Annotated in this window: 19 protein-coding genes; 10 read left to right on the top strand and 9 right to left on the bottom strand. The window is 56.9% G+C overall.

The features are described 5' to 3' along the window. Positions 1-200: 200 nt before the first annotated feature. The 7 genes from AC2TEL_RS10220 to AC2TEL_RS10190 form a co-directional block, all read right to left on the bottom strand. Positions 201-1,082, bottom strand: a complete 882-nt coding sequence (locus tag AC2TEL_RS10220; RefSeq protein ID WP_480903594.1) for a DMT family transporter — start codon at positions 1,080-1,082, stop codon at positions 201-203. Positions 1,083-1,218: 136 nt separating this feature from the next. Continuing rightward, entirely contained in the window at positions 1,219-1,632 is a 414-nt protein-coding gene (locus AC2TEL_RS10215; RefSeq protein ID WP_480843042.1) for a Fur family transcriptional regulator, read from the bottom strand. Between the two features lie 72 nt (positions 1,633-1,704). Next, the gene (locus tag AC2TEL_RS10210) at positions 1,705-2,409 is read right to left on the bottom strand and encodes an endonuclease/exonuclease/phosphatase family protein (protein ID WP_480903591.1); all 705 of its coding nucleotides are present in this window, start codon (positions 2,407-2,409) and stop codon (positions 1,705-1,707) included. Between the two features lie 115 nt (positions 2,410-2,524). Beyond that, positions 2,525-3,289, bottom strand: a complete 765-nt coding sequence (locus tag AC2TEL_RS10205) for an outer membrane protein (RefSeq protein WP_480903588.1) — start codon at positions 3,287-3,289, stop codon at positions 2,525-2,527. A gap of 61 nt (positions 3,290-3,350) precedes the next feature. Continuing rightward, positions 3,351-4,589: a DUF3179 domain-containing (seleno)protein gene (locus AC2TEL_RS10200; protein ID WP_480903585.1), complete on the bottom strand. Its 1,239-nt coding sequence runs from the start codon at positions 4,587-4,589 to the stop codon at positions 3,351-3,353. Positions 4,590-4,636: 47 nt separating this feature from the next. Next, the gene (locus AC2TEL_RS10195) at positions 4,637-6,304 is read right to left on the bottom strand and encodes a sulfatase-like hydrolase/transferase (protein WP_480903582.1); all 1,668 of its coding nucleotides are present in this window, start codon (positions 6,302-6,304) and stop codon (positions 4,637-4,639) included. Positions 6,305-6,545: 241 nt separating this feature from the next. After that, positions 6,546-7,964 carry a protein adenylyltransferase SelO gene (locus tag AC2TEL_RS10190; RefSeq protein WP_480843047.1) on the bottom strand — a complete coding sequence of 473 codons (1,419 nt, stop codon included), beginning with the start codon at positions 7,962-7,964 and terminating at the stop codon, positions 6,546-6,548. An 87-nt stretch (positions 7,965-8,051) separates the two neighbouring features. On the opposite strand from AC2TEL_RS10190, the gene AC2TEL_RS10185 reads away from it, so the two are divergent. Both AC2TEL_RS10185 and AC2TEL_RS10180 read left to right on the top strand, forming a co-directional pair. Beyond that, positions 8,052-8,471, top strand: coding sequence for a cupin domain-containing protein (locus AC2TEL_RS10185; RefSeq protein WP_480903579.1), 420 nt, complete (start codon positions 8,052-8,054; stop codon positions 8,469-8,471). Between the two features lie 30 nt (positions 8,472-8,501). Continuing rightward, positions 8,502-9,392, top strand: a complete 891-nt coding sequence (locus tag AC2TEL_RS10180) for a fatty acid desaturase (protein WP_480903576.1) — start codon at positions 8,502-8,504, stop codon at positions 9,390-9,392. On the opposite strand, the gene AC2TEL_RS10175 is transcribed toward AC2TEL_RS10180, so the two are convergent. After that, positions 9,389-10,516, bottom strand: a complete 1,128-nt coding sequence (locus AC2TEL_RS10175; protein WP_480903573.1) for an anhydro-N-acetylmuramic acid kinase — start codon at positions 10,514-10,516, stop codon at positions 9,389-9,391. The genes AC2TEL_RS10180 and AC2TEL_RS10175 overlap by 4 nt on opposite strands. Before the next feature lie 248 nt (positions 10,517-10,764). Here AC2TEL_RS10175 and AC2TEL_RS10170 point away from each other — a divergent pair, with 248 nt between their 5' ends. The 8 genes from AC2TEL_RS10170 (at position 10,765) to tyrS (ending at position 19,240) form a co-directional block, all read left to right on the top strand. After that, positions 10,765-12,030: an MFS transporter gene (locus AC2TEL_RS10170; RefSeq protein WP_480843051.1), complete on the top strand. Its 1,266-nt coding sequence runs from the start codon at positions 10,765-10,767 to the stop codon at positions 12,028-12,030. A gap of 354 nt (positions 12,031-12,384) precedes the next feature. Then, entirely contained in the window at positions 12,385-13,476 is a 1,092-nt protein-coding gene (locus AC2TEL_RS10165) for a hypothetical protein (RefSeq protein ID WP_480843052.1), read from the top strand. Next, on the top strand, positions 13,473-13,619 hold the full coding sequence (locus AC2TEL_RS10160; protein WP_480843053.1) for a hypothetical protein: 147 nt from the start codon (positions 13,473-13,475) through the stop codon (positions 13,617-13,619). Before AC2TEL_RS10165 ends, AC2TEL_RS10160 begins: the two co-directional genes overlap by 4 nt. A gap of 17 nt (positions 13,620-13,636) precedes the next feature. Beyond that, positions 13,637-14,824 carry an MBOAT family O-acyltransferase gene (locus tag AC2TEL_RS10155; protein ID WP_480903570.1) on the top strand — a complete coding sequence of 396 codons (1,188 nt, stop codon included), beginning with the start codon at positions 13,637-13,639 and terminating at the stop codon, positions 14,822-14,824. Beyond that, positions 14,821-16,401, top strand: coding sequence for an amino acid adenylation domain-containing protein (locus tag AC2TEL_RS10150; protein ID WP_480903566.1), 1,581 nt, complete (start codon positions 14,821-14,823; stop codon positions 16,399-16,401). The genes AC2TEL_RS10155 and AC2TEL_RS10150 overlap by 4 nt, the downstream gene beginning before the upstream one ends. Positions 16,402-16,421: 20 nt before the next feature. Then, a complete protein-coding gene (locus AC2TEL_RS10145) occupies positions 16,422-16,661 on the top strand; it encodes an acyl carrier protein (protein ID WP_480903564.1) in 240 nt (79 codons plus the stop codon). Positions 16,662-16,664: 3 nt separating this feature from the next. Next, complete coding sequence (locus AC2TEL_RS10140) at positions 16,665-17,585, top strand: sulfotransferase family protein (RefSeq protein ID WP_480903561.1); 921 nt, start codon at positions 16,665-16,667, stop codon at positions 17,583-17,585. 365 nt (positions 17,586-17,950) lie between these two features. Then, a complete protein-coding gene (tyrS, locus tag AC2TEL_RS10135) occupies positions 17,951-19,240 on the top strand; it encodes a tyrosine--tRNA ligase (protein ID WP_480903558.1) in 1,290 nt (429 codons plus the stop codon). 63 nt (positions 19,241-19,303) lie between these two features. Here tyrS and AC2TEL_RS10130 read toward each other — a convergent pair whose 3' ends face one another. After that, a complete protein-coding gene (locus AC2TEL_RS10130) occupies positions 19,304-20,134 on the bottom strand; it encodes a hypothetical protein (protein ID WP_480903555.1) in 831 nt (276 codons plus the stop codon). Positions 20,135-20,321 lie beyond the last annotated feature (187 nt).

The raw sequence follows: 20,321 nt of genomic DNA, 5'->3' as shown, positions 1-20,321 counted from the left end.
GGATTGCCCCGGCTGTCCAATATCTCGCGTGCGTGTATGTCGATGATCGTGCTCATGATGCCAGTCCCTGAAGCTGCATTAGTTGTCAGCCTCATACCAGTACCCGGCAGAAAGTAAACGGGCGTCGTTACCGCTAACGCTCTTATTTTCCGACCTTTAGGGCTAACAATTCACTGTTTGCGCCAACGTGCGACGATCCGTCAGGCCGCGATGGCCAATTCGCGCGCCAGTCTGCGTTCGCGAATAAAGGTGTACATGCCCGACCCGATGATCAGCGACGCACCTGCCAATGTCATCAAATCGGGACGCTCGCCAAACATCAGCATTCCGGCGGCGATTGAAAACACCAACCTAGTATAACGGAACGGTGTCAGGGCCGACGCCTCTCCGATCCGCATGGCGGTGACAATGCCGTAATAGCCCAGAACACCAAATCCTATGGCGCCCAGGTAAGGTCCGATCTGCGGTGTTTGCAACGGAACAACAGGCTGAGCCGAGAACACCATAAGCACCGCTCCTGCCAATGCCACTGCGACATACGCCTGCAATGCCACAACAGACGAAGCCACGCGGACATCCAGCCGTCGAGTAATCAAATCGCGTGCCGCGATGGCCACGACGGTGGCGACGACAAACAGCGACTCGGGCTGGAACCCCTCCAGACCCGGCCGGATAATCATCAGAACACCGATAAATCCAACGCCAATCGCGCTCCACCGGCGCCAGCCGACCTGTTCACCCAAAAACAGCGCAGCCCCCATGGTTACCGCCAGCGGCATCGCCTGAAACACGGCAGCCACAGTGGACAGTTCCACCAGCGACAGCGCGGTCACGAATGTCAGTGCGCCAAAGGCTTCGGCCGCGCCACGCGCCAGCGGCAAGGGCTGCCAAGCCACCGGATCAAAGATGCGTTTGCGCGTTGCCAACGACATCAGCACAAAGACGAGCCCGCAGAACAGGCCCAGCACGATCATGATCTGGCCGGTCGGCACACTGATCGACAGGTGCTTGATAAACATGTCCTCAAGCGAGAAGGCCGCCATCGATGCGATGATCAGCAGAATGCCGTTTACGTTGTTCATTTGCGCGTCCGTTGGAATGGGCCGACAAAACATGAGCCCTTAAGGCACCAAAACCCCAACTATTGCGACGTAGCAAGCAGAATTCCGACACGTTTGATGAATTGCCGTGAGGCGATCAATCGCGTTTCGTGATGGATCAGTCCTGTTCCAGCGGAACGCCGTACAGTTCCAGGCGGTGCCCCTTGAGGCGATACCCCAGCTTGGCCGCTATCTTTTCCTGCAATGCTTCGATCTCGGGGTCGACGAACTCGATCACTTCGCCCGACTGCATGTCGATCAGATGGTCGTGGTGATCGCGCTCGGCATCCTCGTACCGCGCACGCCCGTCGCCGAATTCAAGTCGTTCGAGTATCCCCGCCTCTTCGAACAACTTCACGGTGCGATAAACCGTGGCGATCGAAATCCCCGAGTCCTCGGCCGAGGCGCGGGCATAAAGCTCTTCAACATCCGGGTGGTCCTCGCTTTGTTGCAGCACGTGCGCAATGGTTCGGCGCTGACCTGTCATGCGCAGGCCCTTGGCTTCGCAACGGGCGATGATCGTGTCGGACATAGTGACCCCCAGAGCTGTTCGGGTCTCTGTCTTAGTACGGATGCGCGTGCTGCGCCACAGGTGAATTGCCCTTTAAGCGGCGCGCTGCAAATCCGCCCAGACCGGCAAATGGTCCGATGCGATATGCGCCGGACGTGCGTCGTGCACTCCGTGGGCCATCGCGGACAGCCCCTGCCCCAACGCAATCCGGTCCAGCGCGCCCAATGGCTGAGCCGCCGGAAAACTGGGTACGGGAGGCAGAAACCGCATGTCCGGGGCGAGGTGATCCAAAACCGGCTGACGAGACCATTCATTGAAGTCCCCGGCCCAGACCGTAGGCATTTGATTCAGATCGGAATCGAAGCGACGGATATGGGTAATCTGTTGTCGCCGCGAGGCAGGCAGAAGCCCCAGATGCATTCCCATCACACGCAGTGGGCCGATTTGGGTATCGAACTCTACACGTACGGCACCGCGCGGCTCTAGCCCAGGCAGATCATGATGCCCTGTCTGCCGCACGTGGATGGTGTCTCCTCGCCAGATGACTGCATTTCCGTGCCAGCCCAGACTGCCCGCTCCGCCGAGTTCGACCACCTGCCAACCAGATTCTTCGAGCATGAAATGCGGCAGTGCTGCCGGGCGCGGTGGCAAGCGTTTGTCGGCTTCCTGCAGGACCACGATATCGGCCTTCATCCCGTCCAGCACCTGAAGAATGCGCTGCGGTTGCCTGCGAAAGTCCAGGCCCACGCACTTCTGAATGTTATAGCTGGCCAACCTCAGGGTCGAATTATGTGTCATGGTGATCCGGGACTGTTGTCGCCCACAAGATGCCATGTGCAGAGGCGGTGGCAAGCCCCTGTTTCCAATCGGCGCCTGAGAACCCCGCTACGGCCTTGCCCTGATCGTCCAACCATCAGAACCGATAGGTTGCCCCGATCACCGGGCCCGACTGGCTGAATGAATAGTCGTTACCGCTGATCTCATGATCAAACGAGATGTATCGATATCCACCTCGCAGCAGCCACCTGTCGTTGATCGCATAGTCCGCCGTCAGCAGGACCTGCCAGGTTTCGCTGCCACTGCGGAATCCGCCGTAGTCCAGAAACGCAGTTCCGGACCAGCTGTTGGTGAAAGCATAACGCGCGCGCGCTGCGACTACAGGATCCGTCCAGCTTTCGTCGGCCGTCGCGCTCCGCCCCGGCGCGGTTCCGGGTGTCAGTAGAAAATCTGTGTCTGTGCTGTACCAGCGAAACCCGCCCGCCAGATCTACCTTGAGATCGATATCCTCGTACACTCGGTATCCCAGATAACCACTGAAGAATTGCGTTTTGACAGACGTGTTCAGGTTGCCATTCGCCGGCCCTGCAGTTGCAGTGTCAAAGGAAAGGTTGGTGTAATTGTAATCGGCCAAAACGCTCCAACGGCCGTTTGACGCGGCGAATGTGCCCATGAAGGCCATGTCAAGATTGCTGAGCGCATCGGAAAAGCTGAGCGTCGCGTCCAGATTACCCATCGGGGTGTTCAAGGATGTTTTTGTCTCGGGCATGAACAGATAAATCGTGGCCTCATAAGACCATTCCGATTGTTGCGCGGCCGAGGCGTGTGCCGTGAGAATTCCAACAGCGGCTGTAAGGACCAAACTCAATGACTTACGGACTGAAACTAATCTAAAAAACATGGAATTTCTCCCTTCACCATCCAATGTTCCCCGCCCTGAGCGCAATCAGGTGAGTGTTTTTTCAAGCTGCTGCCTCCGACGGTTCCCGGGCGTCTTGTGCAACAGGATTGATACCGGTTTCCGGAAAAAACTCGACCCAGACGTGCCAGAAGATGCCCGCGCGCAGGGTTTCGACCCGTTGCAATTGACCCTGATCAGAATGACCCCAGAAATTGCAGCGGGTCACTGGCTGGCCGCTGTCATTGTACCAGATGCCGAGGCTTTCGTATTTCGGGTCCAGGCTGGCGACGACATCCCGACCACCAACCCGTGCATTCACGATCCAGTTGTTGTCGATCACGAAATCATCTGTCCAACACGCCGCGTCCTGTCCGATCGTGATCCCCCAGACAAGGGTCTTGTTCGGCAACCGGTCATCCGAACGTTCCATATTGTCCATGACAGGGGCGTCCTCCTGATGCTGGCGGCCAATGCCCCAGCCAAAGGTGATTTCTGTCACGGTGTCCAACAAACGCAGTAACGGATTCGGTGACGGCTTGTTCAGATAGACTTCACCTTCGGGAAAAGCCTTCTGGAACCCGCGGAAGGTCATTCGATATGTCGGCCAGGGCGTCATGCGCGCCTCGGGTCGCAGCGGACAGGTCGGGTCGGTCGTATCCCGGTCCGCCTCGCGGAAGCCATAGATGTGCTGGATCGGCTCGCCGGTCTCATTGTCGCGCAGGATCAGGTTGTTGCCATGCTGGGCCAGAACTTCAAGGTCCAGACGTTTGCCCTCGATCCGAGGGATATAGCCCTGCCCCAGATTAGCCATGGCGCAGTAAGTCATGACGACATCTTCACCGCCCAGACCGGCCTCGTTCCCCGCCAGATGAGGACGCATGATCTGTGCATCAGGGTGAGCCCGCGCCTGACCGTTGTTTTCGATCACGATCACAGGCGCGGTCGGACCGACGTATTTGCGGGCCTCCGCGATCGGAAAATAGCTTGCGTCGTTCAGTTGGTTGCGCAGCCCCAGATGCACCCAGACATAGGGAAAGCCATAAAGCAGCAGAACAAGCAACGTCCCGATCACCCACGCCCACCGTGCGCCGCCACCGAGGATGAAATGCGACATGGTCGCCACAACAAACGCACCAAGGCCGATGGCAATCAACCGATACTCGTGCCGAATAAAGCGCACCATATTCTCGCGCTTGACCTTCAGCAGCATCTGCGACACGTCGCCGAGATCTCGAAAATAGAGGAACCCGATGCCGAGAGAAACGGCGAAACCCATTAAGAACAATATGTTGCCGAGCATAGCAGGCTCCTTACGTTCTGAACTCGAGGCTGGTCGCCCCTTCCCGTCTATTGCTGTGGCGATCCTCGTTTGACCATGAACGCCTCGACGGCCTTTTGCGTCTCGGGCCGGATGTTCTCGATCCCTTCATAAGGCACACCATAGGCCGGCTCTATGTCCGGGAACTTTTCTTTCCGAGCCATGTGACGGCCCAGGATACGCACGAATTCCTGCCCACCCCAGGCGCCGACCTCGGTCGAAACCGAGTATTCCTCGCGCGTGTCCCGATAGAGGTCGAAGAACTCGGCAACGATCGCGTTCTCGCCCGGCCCCGGCAATTTCAGCTTGAGCTGGTCCTTGACGATCGCCTCGGGTTTGGCGACCGAGTAGATGATGACATGATCGCGGCGCGCTTTGCTCTCATCGCCAAACAACAACGCGGCCGATTGGTCCACTCCGTCGACCAGACGGTCCCTCGGAATAAACTGGTCGGCACCCGCGAACCGCGACAGTGTCGTATAGAGGTCCGAGACATGGATGATGCTGTTCAGTAATTCGTCAGCTCCGATCATTCCGGGCCAGCGGATAAAGGCATCGACGCGCACGCCGCCCTCGGTCGTGTCGCCCTTGCCCCCGGCATAGATCATCGGCGTAAACCCGGACTGGGGCGCGTATTTGGTAAAGTGGCCGTTGTCTCCCATAACGACAACGATCGTGTTTTCAGCTACCCCGAGTTCGTCCATGCGTGTGAACAAATCGCCCAGCCACTGATCCAGCAGTTGCATCTTGTCAACGTAGAGCCCGCCATTCGCGCTTTCCGGTCCCTCCCGTCCGGCGCGCGTATTGTCCAGCGGAATCATGGGCCAGTACTGCAGGAAGAACGGCTCTTCCCCGCTGGAAAGTCGTTCAAGCTCTTCCAGTGTTTTATCCTGGAAGGCCTGATTCATCTCATCATACTTGGCGGCATTCCAACGCTCGCCGCTTTCCATCCGAATTTCGCGAATGGGCCCTCCGGTCTCACCTTCGATCACGGTCATCATTGCCGACGCGTCCGGGCGGAACCAATCGTCTATCGTGTATTTGTCATCGTAGTCCCGGATCGCGACAGAAACCTGTTCCCGGATCGCATCGTCGTTGAAAATTGTCAGCTGGCCCTGTTGGTGAATTGCGTGCTGGGCATAGTCGAATCCCTGGTTCATCGCCCAGCTTTCGGCAATATCCCCCATGTGCCATTTGCCGACATGGCTGGTGGCATAGCCTGCCTGCTTGAGCACTTCGGCCAGCGTCACCTCATCGCCCGGCAATCCAAATCCGGCAATGTCGACGGTCGTGTCCCCCATTCCCATGCGTACCGGCAAACGTCCGGTCATCTGTGCCACACGTGTCGGCGTGCACGACGGTTCGGTATACATCCGCACCATTCGCATCGCCTCGTCCGAGAAATCGTTGATGTTGGGTGTCTGGTACCCGCGCACTGCGTTCAGTTCCGGAATACCCATGTCGCCGAATCCCATGTCATCGATCAAAACGCTTACGATGTTGGGCGGCTTGCCCCCGTTACCCTCCTGAAACGCGGCCAGTTCCGCGTCAACTGCGGCATCATCTTCGGCCCATTGTGCGCCATGCTGTGCCTCAAGGATGTAGTATTCCGCGTCATGTGAAATAGGAGTGTCCTGCGCAAACACCGGCGCGGCGGTCAGGCAGGAAACGAACGAACAAAACAATCTCAAATTCATGTAACTTCCTCACCTGACTTGGGTTTTTTCCGTGACCAGAGGAACGGGTCTCTCATATTTTTACATTCTAATCTAAAAATGCCATTTTTTCCAAACGTGGCGCCGGCTGATTTCCCAAGCGCTGAATTACAAAACAAATCGCCGGGCATTCAAACCGGCAACCGTCACTTCATCACGATGAAATTCACAAACCAAAACGGCCAGCGTTATAGGCGGGACAACGACCTTGGCTCCCTATTTTTCAGGTTCCACAGAACGTGGCGTGGACCACTTCGCTCTCGGTTGGTGGTCGCGACAGATCCGCGTTCTCAGGCTGATCAGTGAACGGCTGCGCCAATACCGCGTTCAGCCGATGGAACGGCGCGTAATCACCGTTCACGGCCGCTTGTATCATTTGCTCGACCCGGTGGTTTCGCGGTATGAAAGCCGGGTTCGCTTCATTCATCACTGTTTGCGGATCGGTTTCTCGCTGCAACCGCGCCTGCCAGCCCTCCGCCCAACTGTCGAATGCCTCGGGATCGGTGAACTGGTCCCGCGTCTTATCACCGGACAGGGCTCGGAATGTGTTGGTGAAGTCCGCCTGGTTCTGCGCCATTCGCGTCAAAAGGTCCGAGATCAATTGCAGGTCGCCCGCCTCCACCGTCCGCAGGCCAATCTTGGCCCGGAACCGGTCCAGCCAGTGCTGCTGCATCAGTTCAGGCATTGCGTGGACGATCTCGGTCGCTTCTTCAACAGCGGCTTCCTTGTCCTCGAATTGCTGGATCAACGACGTCGCGAGCTGCGCGAGATTCCAAACCGCAATGTCAGGTTGGTTCGAATACGCATACCGGCCCATCCTGTCGATCGAACTGTAGACCGTGTTCGGGTGGTAGGAATCCATGAAGGCGCATGGGCCATAGTCGATGGTCTCACCGGCAATCGAGCAATTGTCGGTATTCATCACGCCATGAATGAACCCGACACTCATCCAATCAGCAATCAATCGCGCCTGGGTGTCCCGAACACCGCGCAACAGACCCATCGGACCGTCCGCCTGTGGGTAATGCCGGGCAATGGCGTATTCGGTCAGTTGCCGCAAACGGTCCAGTTGCCCTCGCGCCGCAAAGACCTGAAATGTCCCCACCCGCAGATGGCTTTGCGCCACGCGCGTCAGGATGGCACCGGGCATCGGACCTTCGCGCAATACGATCTCACCGGTCTCTACCGCCGCCAGCGCGCGCGTTGTCGGTATGCCCAGCGCGTGCATTGCCTCGGACACGACATATTCGCGCAGAACCGGCCCCAGCCACGCGCGTCCATCGCCTTGCCGGGAAAAGGGCGTTCGGCCGGAACCTTTCAGTTGAATATCCCGCCGGACTCCGTCTGCGCCGACGGTTTCCCCCAGCAGGATTGCCCGCCCGTCGCCCAGTTGTGGATTGTAATGGCCGAACTGATGCCCGGAATACAGCTGCGCCAAGGGTTCGGCCCCATCGGGGACGGCGTTGCCGGCAAAGGTTTCCGCCATTTCCTGCAAGTCTCCGGGCGAGATGTTCAGGATTTGTGACAGCGGCTCGTTGAAGGCAACCATCCTTGGAGCCCGGACCGGTTCGGGCGCCTGCCGTGCATAGAAACTGTCCGGAAGACGGGCATAACTGTTGTCAAAAGGGATCGTCAGGGTCATGAGGCAAACATAATTTGTACGCCCGCAATTGCCATAGCGTATCGGCCCTAGCCCCGGCATAATTGCGGCCAAACGTTCGAGGATACTATGACCGCCCAGCAGATCATCGACCACCTGAACCTGCAACGTCATCCCGAGGGCGGCTGGTACCGTGAGACGTGGAAGGCAGACAATCCCGGCCGGGCTACAGGCACCTGCATCTATTTCCTGCTGCAAGCGGGTGAAAGCAGCCACTGGCACCGCGTCGATGCCACCGAGATATGGCTTTATCATTCCGGTGCACCGCTGGTTCTGTCGATGAGTGAAACGGCTCAGGGGCCCGCAACCGATCATGTGCTGACGCCGGATCTTTCCGTCGGCGCACCCCAACTGATCGTTCCCAAAGGACATTGGCAGGCGGCCCGCAGCACCGGAGTCTACACTCTGGTCAGTTGTACGGTCTCGCCGGGTTTCGAGTTCGAGAGTTTCGAACTGGCCGAGCCCGGTTTTGATATTCCCCGGGCTTGATCCCCTGTGGCGGGCATCTACAGTCACGATATGGATCATCGCACCCTGATAGCTTCACTACCACCGGAAACCAAAGACCAGCTGCAGAAACGATCGGACAAAGCCGGGCTGAGGCATCTGGGGTATTATTTCGCCGTATTGGCCGCGCTCAGCGCCGGGATTTTGGCGCAGGTGCCACTCTGGCCGCTGCTGATCCTGCCTCAGGGCGTCATGCTGGTTTTCGTGTTCACGCTCAGCCACGAATGCACCCACAAGACGCCGTTTAAATCCGGGTGGTTGAATGAGGCGGTCGGGTACCTAGTTTCCCTGCCCATCGCCCTGCCCTTTGTCTGGTTCCGCTACTTTCATCTGGCGCACCATAAGTGGACCAATGACCCTGAGCGTGATCCGGAGCTCGGAGGCAAACCCCGGCCCGACAATTGGCCCAGCCTGTTGGCTTACCTGAGCGGCTGGTTCTACTGGACCGGTATGGCAAAGGTGCTGGTGATGAACGCGTCGGGACGCATCGACGCCCCCTATCTGCCACGACGTCAACACGGCGCGATGAAAACCGAAGCCCGCGTGCTCCTGAGCCTTTATGGTCTTGCCGGGCTAAGCCTGTTCTTTTCTCCGGCGCTGTTCTGGGTTTGGATACTACCCGTTTTGGTCGGGCAACCGGTTCTGCGCCTTTATCTGCTGGCGGAACACGGCCTGTGCCCGCCTGTGGCAAACATGCTTGAGAACTCGCGGACGACCTTTACCAGCCGGATCATCCGTTTTTTGGCGTGGAACATGCCTTACCATGCTGAGCATCATTCCTTTCCGAATGTCCCTTTCCACCAGTTGCCGGCTTTCCATCAATGGACCCAGGCCCACCTGAAGTCGACCTCGGACGGCTATACAGAATTTACCGCAGAATACGCGCGTTCTATGTCGCGTTAACCGTTTCCGACAGCGCCCCTGATCGGAGCCGAAACCGTTCCGCCACCCACAAGCGCACTCACACCTGTGGTTCCGGGACCGGACGTCGGCAATCCACGCGCCACACGCACGGCGAGATAGGCAAAGGCCTGCGCCTCGAGCATATCGCCATCCAGACCGACGGCCTCGACCGGTTCGACTGGGCAGTCCAGCGACACCCGCAACATTTCCATCAACACCGGATTGTGCCGCCCTCCGCCGGTGACCAGAACGCGTGCAGGCGGTTTCGGGCAATGTTCCATACCCTTGGCGACACCGGCAGCACACATGGCTGTCAAGGTGGCAACGGCGTCCGCATCGTTCAATTGCTGAACCAGTTTGATCATCTCGGAAAAGTCATTGCGATCCAGAGATTTCGGTGGCATGCGGGCAAAGAATGGCTCTGCCAGAAACAGCTCGAGCGCACCGGGTTCGACTGTTCCGTTGCGGGCAACGGCACCATCGCGGTCCATCTGTTGTCCAAGTCGGGCTTGCATCAGGTCATCAACCGGTGCGTTCGCGGGGCCGGTATCAAAAGCCAATAGCGCCCCCGGTGCCTCGGGCCCGTCAAAGGACGGGTCTACAAACGTCAGGTTGCCCACCCCACCAAGGTTGAGAAAGCACAAGGGAGCCTCGGCACCGATCCACTTGGCGCAGGCAAAGTGAAAGAACGGTGCCAGAGGGGCACCCTCTCCACCCATTGCAACGTCATCGCTGCGGAAATCCCAGACCACCGGCAGGCCAAGCGCTTGCGCCAGACCAATCCCGTCCCCAACTTGCAGCGTCCCGCGACCGCGCGGTTCATGCGCAAGGGTTTGGCCGTGAAACCCGATCAAACTCACATCTTCAAACTCGGACAACAGTTCGGCATGCGCCCGCGTCACCAACTCGCCCGCGGCTTCGACCCTTACGCCGTGCCACTGGCCCAAAGCTCCGCGCAACTGGGCACGTTCAGCTTCGGAATAGGCGCGATACCCGGATGGACCGAATTCGGAAATCCTGTGCCCGTCGGTTTCCACCACGGCCGCGTCAACGCCATCCAGCGACGTACCGGACATCGCCCCCAAGGCTCTGATCGCCCCGACTTTCCTGTTGGTCCGGCTCACGCTCACCTCATTTGTCTTGTATTCTACCGTACCGGTGCTTCGGCGCAGCGCGCTCAACCTGCCTTTTTACCGGTGCCCAAGGCAAGCCTCATCACTCAAAAGGCACCCATTTTGACGCTATGTGAGCGCAGGACACAACAGAAACCCCAGTCGTTACTTTTTGCAAAAGTTGCGTCAAACCGGTTCCTGAGTAACCATCGCAACAGATCAACCCCCACAGAATTGGTGCAGATCCGCCCGAGAAACACATGGCCGACACAAAAACATCGCAGCAGCCGTCCGAAGGCCGAAACTACCAGCTGATCTTCTGGTCGGGCTCGCTGGCAACGATCGGCACGCAGTTGGTAAACCCGAACCTTGTGCTGCCTTTTCTGTATCTGGCTTTGGGAGCACCTACGTTTTTTGCGGGTATGTTGCTGCCGTTTGTGACCGGCTCGCGTCTAATTGCCGAAATCTTCATGTCCCCGTTCATCAACCGGGTGACCCGTGCAAAACTGGCAGTTTACGTGCCCAATATTCTGACCGCCACTGTACTGGCCGTCCTAGCCCTGTTCGCGACGGGCCTGCCCAACGTGCTGATTGTATTGCTGTTCCTGACGACAGCCACGGTTATGGGTCTTTGTCAGGGTATCACCAGCCTTGGCACCAGCCAGATTTACGGCATTTCCGTTCCGGAAGCGAAACGCAACCGGATGGTGTTTGCGCAGGCAACCATCTCGGGCATTCTGGCTATCGCTGTCGTCTGGGTCACGCGCGACCTGTTGGCCTCTGACCAACCCATGCAGCGCCATATCGTCGTGTTGTGGTGCGGAGTCGTTGCCATGTTCGCCGCCGGCGTCAGTTTTGCCGGGGTACGCCTGCTGGAAGAAGAGCAGGCCCACGCGCCGACGCCAAAGAAAAAGCCGAAACCCCTGACCGAGTTGGTGACCGGTTTCAAAACAGGCATGGCCTATTCCTGGTATCGCAAGTTTCTTCTCGCACGACTGATCTTCGTCTCGGTAGAGCTCGCCATGCCGTTCTACACCATCCATGCAGCCACCTTTCATGTCGGTACAAAACACTCCCTCAGCTATTTCGTAATCGCAGCAAGCTTAGGAATGGTTCTCGGATCCTTGCTGTGGGGGTGGCTCAGCGGACGCATCTCGGTCAAGCCGGTGATGTGGCTCGGATGCCTGATCTCGACCATGTCAGCCGTTCTGGCGCTTGTATTCACGTTTTTAGGTTATGCACAGGACGTATGGGTGTACGCACTGGTCATACTGCTTCTGTCGCTGGGTGGAAACGGAGTGATCTACGGCCGCTACCTTTACATCATCGAGATGACGACTGAGAAAGAGCGACCCTACCTCGTCGCGCTGGGAGATGTCAGCGCGGGTCTGGTCGGCATGGTCTTCGCTGCAATCCTCGGAGCGGTTGCGCATCTGCACGATCCGATCACCCCAATCTTTGCGTTGGCGGCGCTGAATCTGTTCGCCATGCTCTATGCTTTTCGCCTGCCCCCGACCAAATCCTGACCCGGTCAGCCCAAGCGTTATTCTTGGAAAGGGTGCCTTGTCCTTGCCAATTCCCATGCCCACAGGGTGCCTTGGGTGTTTCAGCAGTGAATTAGATCTGAAGCCCTGGGGAAATCGTAAAAAGACTTTGGCTTGACCAGATGCCGTTTATTCAACTCCGGCAAAGAAGCGCAGGGCCAACGTCAGCCAGACCTTCATGCATTCAGTCGATTCTCGGCTTTGCGTCAACCATCACAGTAACGTTTACCATGCTTGGTTTGGAAACATGAGGCATGACATGATCCAGGAAGCTTCGTACAATTCATATGCGCAGAATGCGTGTGTGGAACGGTAGTCGTAATAGTTGATGTAGTTATGTTCGGATTTTGTAAGCGCGGGCCGGCCGATTTCTGGAAAGGTCTGACCAACCCTTCCCTGACCGCAGTCGCAATCGCACTGTTTATTCCGGTAATTTTTATCATTGCGGCGGTCGCGATTGGCCCACGCCTTCTGACTGGCGACACCTACAAATTATTCATGGTGAGTCCTTATGACCGGCACACGCTGGTCAGCCATCGCATATTAAACGGGGTGCCGTCGGATCGTCCGGCCGTGGTGATACTCGGGTCGTCGACTATGGTCTTTTGCGTCAATGAGGCATTGGATCTGGATGGTATTGTCGGCGCCGCGTCTGGCAAAAACTACAATGTTATCAACCTTTCAACCCCGGCCCAGTCCACGGTTGAAATGGCTGCCATCTTGGCAGAGCTCGAATTGCCACCCGGAAGTGTGGTTGTTGCCGGGCTCAACATTGGCATGTTCCGCTCGGTGGTCTACAGCGAGGAAGACAATGCGGTGGCAAATGCCCTTAAGAACCCTCGCTTTGCCTTCCATTCCGAGTTGCTGGAAGACGAGGCTGAGCTTCTTGGAATAGACGTGCCGATCCATACGGACATCTACGCCCTGGTAAATGCCAAGTTCTTCTTGTCCCGTAAGAAAGAAATTCTGGTCAACCTGATTCGCGGCGGGCGCGAACCTGCTGATCCGCTGACAGAGTATTGGGTCAATATTGTGGACAATGATGAGTATCGGGCGAAAGAATTAGACGAGTTAGAAACTTTAATCCAAGAATACCGAGACCTGAAAAACCAGAGTTTTGAGGTGCTGGAGCGGATAATTGAGCGCGAACGTGCGCGCAGCGGTACTTCGTTTGTTTTGATGGAAGCACCGGTAAATCCTGGTTGGTATACAATTCCAGCTGGTGCAACACTATTCGAAACCTTCAAGAAAGACGTGCAAGAATTCGCGGAGGCCAGCGGAACAACCTATTTTTCGGTGCAGGATCACGCCAATTTTCAACAGAAGGATTTTCTGGATTTCGACGGCCACCTGAAAAACGACGAAGCGCGCTTAAAGTGTACACATGCGATCGGAGCGTCATTGGGTGGAGTTCAGGGGGAAGTATGAACGGAAAGCGCTTCAGAATCGACTGGTTGTTCGTAGGGCAGATCGTTCAGGGGATCGTTTTGGGCTGCCTTTTGACCCTGGCGCTTGCTGAAATGGCTACCCTGGCCGGCGACGTTCGTCTGTTTCGGTATCAGAATTTTTAACTGCACGTGGCATTTAGATGATCCAAAGTCCCATATTCTGGTTGGTTCTGGCGACAACGGTACTGGTGTATTGGAACTTGCCACAGCGATTTCGTTTCGCGTTCCTGGCGTCGGCGTCGTACCTCTATCTGGCGTGGCTGGAACCGGTCGGGTCGACGGTTTTGATCGGGTGGGTTTTGTTCTTTTTCTATTTCGCGCCACAGGCCATCGCAGATAACAGGCGCGGACACCTCACTCTTTTAGCTCTTGTTGGTGCCATTCTCTGCTATCTTTTCTGGTACAAGTACCTCCCCGCTCTGGTCCAGCTTCTGGGGGACGCCACACCTGGGTTAGCAATCGCCGTCCCACTGGGGATCAGTTATTTCTCGTTCAAGCTGATCCATTACGCGGTAGAAGTCGCGCGCGGCAATATCACAGACAGATCGCTGTCCCGGTTTTTCTGCTACATCTTTCTTTTCCCGATTTTTACGGCGGGTCCGATTCAGAGATTTGACCATTTCATCGCAAACACGTCCGAAACCTGGGACCGGCAGTTTGCCATCGAAGGTCTCACCCGTATCATACATGGCATCATCAAGATTTTTCTGTTGGCGCAGTTTCTGAACCCATTCCTGTATGGCGGCATCATGCCGCCAAGCAGCGAACGGTTACTCACACACTTTGACAGCTACAGTGCGGCCCAGATCTGGATCTTTCTGGCAGTAACATATCTGTATGCCTATTTGGATTTCAGCGCCTATACCGACATAGCCATCGGTGCGTCGCGGCTGTTTGGGTTCCGTATCATGGAAAACTTCAACTGGCCGATCCTGGCCGTTAATATCCAGGATTTCTGGCGTCGTTGGCACATGACGCTTGCCGGATGGTGCCAAAGCTACATTTACCTTCCTGTGCTGGCTCGGACGCGAACGCCCTATGCCGCGGTATTCGCCACATTTACCGTCATGGGGTTGTGGCATGGCGCTACTGCCGGATGGCTTATGTGGGGCCTTTACCACGCGACTGGCGTTTCTCTTTACATGACCTGGGCACGAACAGCGCGTCGGTTTTTATGGTGGCGCAGACTATCGCAGAGCCCTTTGAGATATCAGGGTATCCTGTTTACCTTTGCGTTCGTAACTGGAAGCTACGCATTCTCTTCAATGGGTGGGGATTGGAGAGATTCATTGCGCGTTTTCATGGCTTTATTCGGTATCAGACTATGAACAGAGCGCTCGTCGATACCGCAAATGACGAATGGTTGGGAAACGGTTTCCTTCGCTCCGCCAAGGCGTCACCGGATGCCCCGGCGCTTTCGATAGCGGGGACCGAGGTCAGCTATGGCGACCTTTTGGACCGAGCCACACGTATTGCCCACGCATGCGAAAGCACTGTAACCGGCGACAGCCGTTTGACCGCCATTTTGGCAACCCACAGCATTACGGCCTATGCCGGTATACTGGGTGCCCTCATAGCAGGGAATGGCTATGTCCCTCTCAATCCGAAGATGCCGGCGCAGCGGCTAAATTTCATGCTTGGTCATTCCGGCTGTGCAACCGTCATCATCGACAGCGACCGCGAAGCTTTGATCGGTGAAGTCATTCAGGGCTTCAAGGGGCTGACGCTGATTTTTGCCGACCGCTATGACGTTTCCGACTTGGACGAACTCTATCCGGACCATACGGTACTCGGCATCCCGACTGACATGCCGCCGCGGCAATCGCCTGCACCGTCAGTGGTCGATCCGGCCTACATCCTTTATACATCCGGCAGCACAGGCTCACCAAAGGGTGTTGCGGTTTCCCATGCCAATGTTGCTCATTTCCTGTCGGTTGCAGAACAACGCCTGAACCTCTCTGCCAGTGATCGCTTCTCGCATATGTTCGACCTCAGTTTCGATCTGTCGATTTTCGACATGTTCATGACATGGAAAGTTGGCGGTTGCCTGTGTGTGCCGTCAGAAGAAGATCGTGCCTTGCCGGTCGATTACATCACGCGTGACCGGATCACCGTCTGGTTCTCGGTACCGTCGCTGGCAACTCTCATGGACCGATTAAGACAGCTTGAGCCGGGGCGCTTTCCAGCTATCCGGGTGAGCCTCTTTTGTGGCGAGGCGCTTCTGTCCGAAACCGCGCGTGCGTGGTGCGCTGCCACTTCAAACGCGCCTTTGCATAACATCTACGGGCCAACCGAAGTCACGCTTGCCTGCACGTGGTATGAATTTGACGATCAAACGGACTATGGCGACATCGTTCCAATAGGCTTGCCCTTTGATGGAATGGCGGCGCTTGTGGCCGATCCGCATTTTGCCGAGGTCGCGCCCGGCGCGGAAGGCGAGCTGATGATGTGTGGCCCGCAGGTTGCGATGGGGTATTGGCGCGATCCTGAATTGACGGCAGGAGCATTCGTGGCCCACCCTGAAACTGGCGAGCGCTACTATCGCACTGGCGACTTGGTGTTGCGCCCTTCAACCGAAAGTGAACCAATCCAGTATGTTGGACGACGGGATTACCAGGTAAAGATCCGCGGTTTCCGGGTCGAGTTGGGAGAGATCGAGGCAATTGTTCGAAAAGCCAGCGGTGCCGCACGATCCGTTGTACTGGGCTGGCCACTTAGGGATGGGCAGCCACAGGGGCTTGTCGCGTTTCTCGAGTGCACCTCATTTGACGAGCGTGCGACCCGAGCGTCCATCGCGCAGCAGCTTCCCGAATATATGCTGCCAAAAAAGTTGATCGCCGTTCCGGAATTCCCAAGTAATACCAATGGGAAGATAGATCGTCGGGTGTTGACTGGACTGTTGTGAGTGTGAATTCGGAGGAGTAGATGGCAATAACAAAAGGCGCAGTCATTGAATACCTGACCAGCGTACATTGTGTAACCTCGTCCGAGATTGGCGGAGATACCCCGCTGTTCAGCAATGGTTTGATCGACTCCTTCGCCATGATAGATTTGGTGTCCTTCATCGAGCAGGATCTGGGGAAGCGTATGAATCCCTCAGACATTACCCTCGACAACTTGGACACAGTGGACAGGATTGTCGCGTTTGTCGAAGACCGAGGATAACCGATGACAGAGACGCAGGGGATAATTGTTCTGAGTTGCCCGCGTTCGGGATCGACGCTTTTGCGGCGACTGCTGGGTGGGCATTCAAACATCTCGGCACCGGGCGAGACCTATTTGCTGTCCGCCTGTGCCCGTTTTCTGAAGGAAGCCCCTGTTGTGGGCGGAATAAACGTTGGGGTTCTGAACGGGCTTGGTTTCCTGGGGTTTTCCGATGACGAAGTGATCGCACGGCTTAGAAAATTTGCCTTTGATTTCCACAGCGAGCATGCAGCAAAGGAAGGAAAGCCCCGTTGGGTCGAAAAGACTGCCGTTGACGCCTTCCACGTTCGTGAAATCGAACGCCTCTGCGCAGATCACGCGCAATTCATCTGCGTTGTGCGGCATGGGCTGGACGTCGCGTGTTCCATGCTCGATTGGGCGTACAAGGCTCAGTCCGTGCCCGATGAGATTCACGACTACGTCAAACGCACTCCGCGGCTTCTTGAGGCTTTTGCCTTGGCCTGGCGGGATAGTACCGATGCCATTTGCGATTTCGCCGCGCGGCACCCGAATAACACTCAGGTCATTCGCTACGAAGATTTGGTGGCGGATCCGGAGACCGTTCTAGCGGCGGTTCTGAAAAACCTGGGTGATGACTTCGAAGAGGGAATGCTGAAAACTGCCTTGCAGGAGCGTGATCCAAAGGGTTTCAGCGATTGGAAAACGTTCTCGAAAAGCTCTGTTCAGAACGATAGCGTCGCGCGTTGGAAGAAGCTGGCGCCGGATGCGATCAGCATGCTCGCACCAATTGTTAACCCTGCCTTAAGCCGCAACGGATATGACGAAGTGCAAGTTACAGCTGCGTTTGATCAGGACCGTGCGCGGGAAAGATACGTAACCGGGCTGCTTTTGCAGTCGATGCGATCAGAAGGCGAGAAGCCTTAGTTCCAATCCTGTCCTTTCCCAGATAGGGCTGGCTCACGAAGGTGGATTGAACCGGGCATACCTTTGCACAGCCGGGCGTTCGGTACAGAATGAATCCCTGGATGGCATATGCGGCATTTCCGTTGTTTTAAGGATAAGCGCTGGATAATGCTCGACCGATTTTCAGGCATCAAGCCTGCACACAACATATTTGAATTCCCAATGGCTAGTGACTGGACATTCCCGAGGACATAGGGAATTAGAAAACCATGTCTCACGGCACTTCTGATTTGCGTGCGGACAAGCGGGTCAGTTTGACATTTACCGACCCTAAACTCACACCTGCCCTTACTGAGAGGGCCAAAGCATAAGGCCTGTTAAGCGTTATGAACTACCACCCCAAATCGGAATTCATCGCCACGATGATCGAGCGCGGCTTTCTCGCCGACTGCACCGATTATCAGGGCCTTGACGACGCGCTGATCAGTGGGGTGCAAACTGCCTATATCGGGTATGACGCCACCGCGCAGTCGCTGCACGTCGGACACCTCATGAACATCATGCTCCTGCGCTGGTTGCAAAAATGCGGCCACAAACCGATCACCCTGATGGGTGGCGGCACGACCAAGGTGGGCGATCCCTCATTCCGCTCGGACGAACGCCCCCTGCTGGGCCCCGAACAAATCGAGGCCAATATCGCGGGCATGAAGCAGGTCTTCGCCAAGTACCTGTCCTATGACGACAGCGAAACCGGCGCTCTTATGCTGAACAATGCCGAATGGCTGGACAGCCTGAACTACCTCGATTTCCTGCGCGATATCGGGCGACATTTCTCGGTCAACCGGATGCTATCATTTGAGTCAGTTAAATCGCGGCTGGACCGCGAACAGTCGCTGAGCTTTCTCGAGTTCAACTACATGATCCTGCAGGCCTATGACTTCCTCGAGCTGAACCGCCGCTATAACTGCGTTTTGCAGATGGGCGGCTCGGACCAGTGGGGCAACATCGTCAACGGGGTCGACCTGACCCGCCGCGTACTGGATCACGAGATCTATGGCTTGACCACACCTTTGCTGACCACCAGCGATGGGCGCAAGATGGGTAAATCGCAGGGCGGTGCGGTGTGGCTGAACGGCGATATGCTGTCGTCTTACGAGTTTTGGCAGTTCTGGCGCAACACCACCGACGCTGACGTGGGCCGGTTCCTGAAAATCTTCACCGAGTTGCCAGTCGATGAATGCGACCGTCTGGCAGCGCTGCAGGGCTCCGAGATCAACGAGGCAAAGATCCGCCTCGCCAATGAAGTTACAGGTCTGCTTCACGGCGCTGAGGCCGCCGCCAAGGCCGAAGCGACCGCCCGCGAAGTGTTTGAAAAGGGCGGAGTGGGCGGCGATCTGCCCTCGTTCGTACTCGACGCCAACGCTTTGAAAGTGTTGCCGGGAATTGAGCTGGGAAAAGATGACGGTGAGATGTACTGTGCTGCGGCTGCATTGTTCGTCGAAGCCAAGCTGAGCAAGTCCGGGAAAGACGCGAAACGCCTGATTTCGGAAAAAGGCGCTCTTGTTAATGACGTCGCTGTAACAAGCGATTTCCCATTTGTTTCAGTTTCGGAATTGAAGAAACCGACAAAGCTGAGTGCAGGTAAGAAACGCCACGCACTGGTCCAAATCGGCTGACCTCAACAAGCCAATAAAAAGTCAAAGGCCACCAACGCAGAGGTGGCCTTTTTCATTTTCGCATCACCGGTTGTTTTTGCCGCCACCACGACCCGGTTTATCACCACTTTCATCGTCGTTGGCGTTATTGCCACGTCCGGGGCTTTCGCCTTCCGGTCCGTTTCCGTGGCCGTTGTTGCCCTTCCCGCCGCCTTTACCCGGACCATCGCCGCCTTTGCCGCCTCCGTGGCCGCCTTTGCCTGGCCCGTCGCCACCTTTGCCGGGTCCCTTCCCGGGGCCGTCATCGCCACCATCACCGGGGCCGTCATCGCCACCGTCACCCGGACCGTCATCACCACCATCGCCGGGACCGTCGTTACCACCATCACCGGGGCCGTCATCGCCACCATCACCTGGGCCGTCGTCCCCACCATCGCCTGGGCCGTCGTCCCCACCAACGCCGGGACTGTCATTGCCGCCATCGCCGGGATCGTCGTTACCGATACCGTCACTAGGGTCTTCATTTCCGCCACCGCCAGGCGATCCGCCGCCCGGGGCAGAAGAATCCCCATCCTGAGCCAGATCAGAGCTGCGATCTTCACCGCGGTTGGCATCGCCGGCGCTCCCGATCGACGCCGTTGGCAGATCCGTCAAAAGTGCGGCAAGCCCGGGGCACTGCGCGCCGGTCACGCGAAGGGTCGTTTCGAAATCCGCGCGCCTTTGAAGGCGCTCCAGAAAGCTTGGGGTTACCTGCGCGCAATCACATAGCGCTGCGTAGTCGCCTGCATTGGCAAGGTTGCGTGCCGTGCTGCCGTTGCATGTTTCAGGTGCGGCCTCAGCTGCCCCTACAATCAGAACTCCCACGAACGGGGCGGCCGCAATCGCGCCCATGGTCTTACTCTTTAACTTTCGCATATCGTTACCTCCTTGCACAAAAACACCAAGGTGCGTCAGGTTCTTCGATCACGAAGTGGCGAACTTGCGTGAAGGGCAGATAAAGAACTGCTGAGGATATGTTCAGAAAACCCTTCTTGGCCCCGTAAATCCGTCAATTGCGATGCATTGCCCCGTCATATCGGTAGACACAGGCGGATCAGCACGA

The sequence above is a fragment of the Ruegeria sp. HKCCD9138 genome, assembly GCF_057220975.1.
The sequence above is the reverse complement of the archived record's forward strand: the minus strand, read 5'-3'. Positions and strand labels throughout refer to the sequence as shown.

Excerpts from the sequence above, each read along its gene's own strand:
- AC2TEL_RS10190 (WP_480843047.1), bottom strand. The coding sequence starts at position 7,964 with ATGACCCTGACGATCCCTTTTGACAACAGTTATGCCCGTCTTCCGGAC.
- AC2TEL_RS10220 (WP_480903594.1), bottom strand. The coding sequence starts at position 1,082 with ATGAACAACGTAAACGGCATTCTGCTGATCATCGCATCGATGGCGGCC.
- AC2TEL_RS10160 (WP_480843053.1), top strand. The coding sequence starts at position 13,473 with ATGAACGGAAAGCGCTTCAGAATCGACTGGTTGTTCGTAGGGCAGATC.
- AC2TEL_RS10155 (WP_480903570.1), top strand. The coding sequence starts at position 13,637 with ATGATCCAAAGTCCCATATTCTGGTTGGTTCTGGCGACAACGGTACTG.
- AC2TEL_RS10210 (WP_480903591.1), bottom strand. The coding sequence starts at position 2,409 with ATGACACATAATTCGACCCTGAGGTTGGCCAGCTATAACATTCAGAAG.
- tyrS (WP_480903558.1), top strand. The coding sequence starts at position 17,951 with ATGAACTACCACCCCAAATCGGAATTCATCGCCACGATGATCGAGCGC.
- AC2TEL_RS10200 (WP_480903585.1), bottom strand. The coding sequence starts at position 4,589 with ATGCTCGGCAACATATTGTTCTTAATGGGTTTCGCCGTTTCTCTCGGC.
- AC2TEL_RS10205 (WP_480903588.1), bottom strand. The coding sequence starts at position 3,289 with ATGTTTTTTAGATTAGTTTCAGTCCGTAAGTCATTGAGTTTGGTCCTT.
- AC2TEL_RS10130 (WP_480903555.1), bottom strand. The coding sequence starts at position 20,134 with ATGCGAAAGTTAAAGAGTAAGACCATGGGCGCGATTGCGGCCGCCCCG.
- AC2TEL_RS10180 (WP_480903576.1), top strand. The coding sequence starts at position 8,502 with ATGGATCATCGCACCCTGATAGCTTCACTACCACCGGAAACCAAAGAC.
- AC2TEL_RS10185 (WP_480903579.1), top strand. The coding sequence starts at position 8,052 with ATGACCGCCCAGCAGATCATCGACCACCTGAACCTGCAACGTCATCCC.
- AC2TEL_RS10215 (WP_480843042.1), bottom strand. The coding sequence starts at position 1,632 with ATGTCCGACACGATCATCGCCCGTTGCGAAGCCAAGGGCCTGCGCATG.
- AC2TEL_RS10165 (WP_480843052.1), top strand. The coding sequence starts at position 12,385 with ATGTTCGGATTTTGTAAGCGCGGGCCGGCCGATTTCTGGAAAGGTCTG.
- AC2TEL_RS10195 (WP_480903582.1), bottom strand. The coding sequence starts at position 6,304 with ATGAATTTGAGATTGTTTTGTTCGTTCGTTTCCTGCCTGACCGCCGCG.
- AC2TEL_RS10170 (WP_480843051.1), top strand. The coding sequence starts at position 10,765 with ATGGCCGACACAAAAACATCGCAGCAGCCGTCCGAAGGCCGAAACTAC.
- AC2TEL_RS10145 (WP_480903564.1), top strand. The coding sequence starts at position 16,422 with ATGGCAATAACAAAAGGCGCAGTCATTGAATACCTGACCAGCGTACAT.
- AC2TEL_RS10150 (WP_480903566.1), top strand. The coding sequence starts at position 14,821 with ATGAACAGAGCGCTCGTCGATACCGCAAATGACGAATGGTTGGGAAAC.
- AC2TEL_RS10140 (WP_480903561.1), top strand. The coding sequence starts at position 16,665 with ATGACAGAGACGCAGGGGATAATTGTTCTGAGTTGCCCGCGTTCGGGA.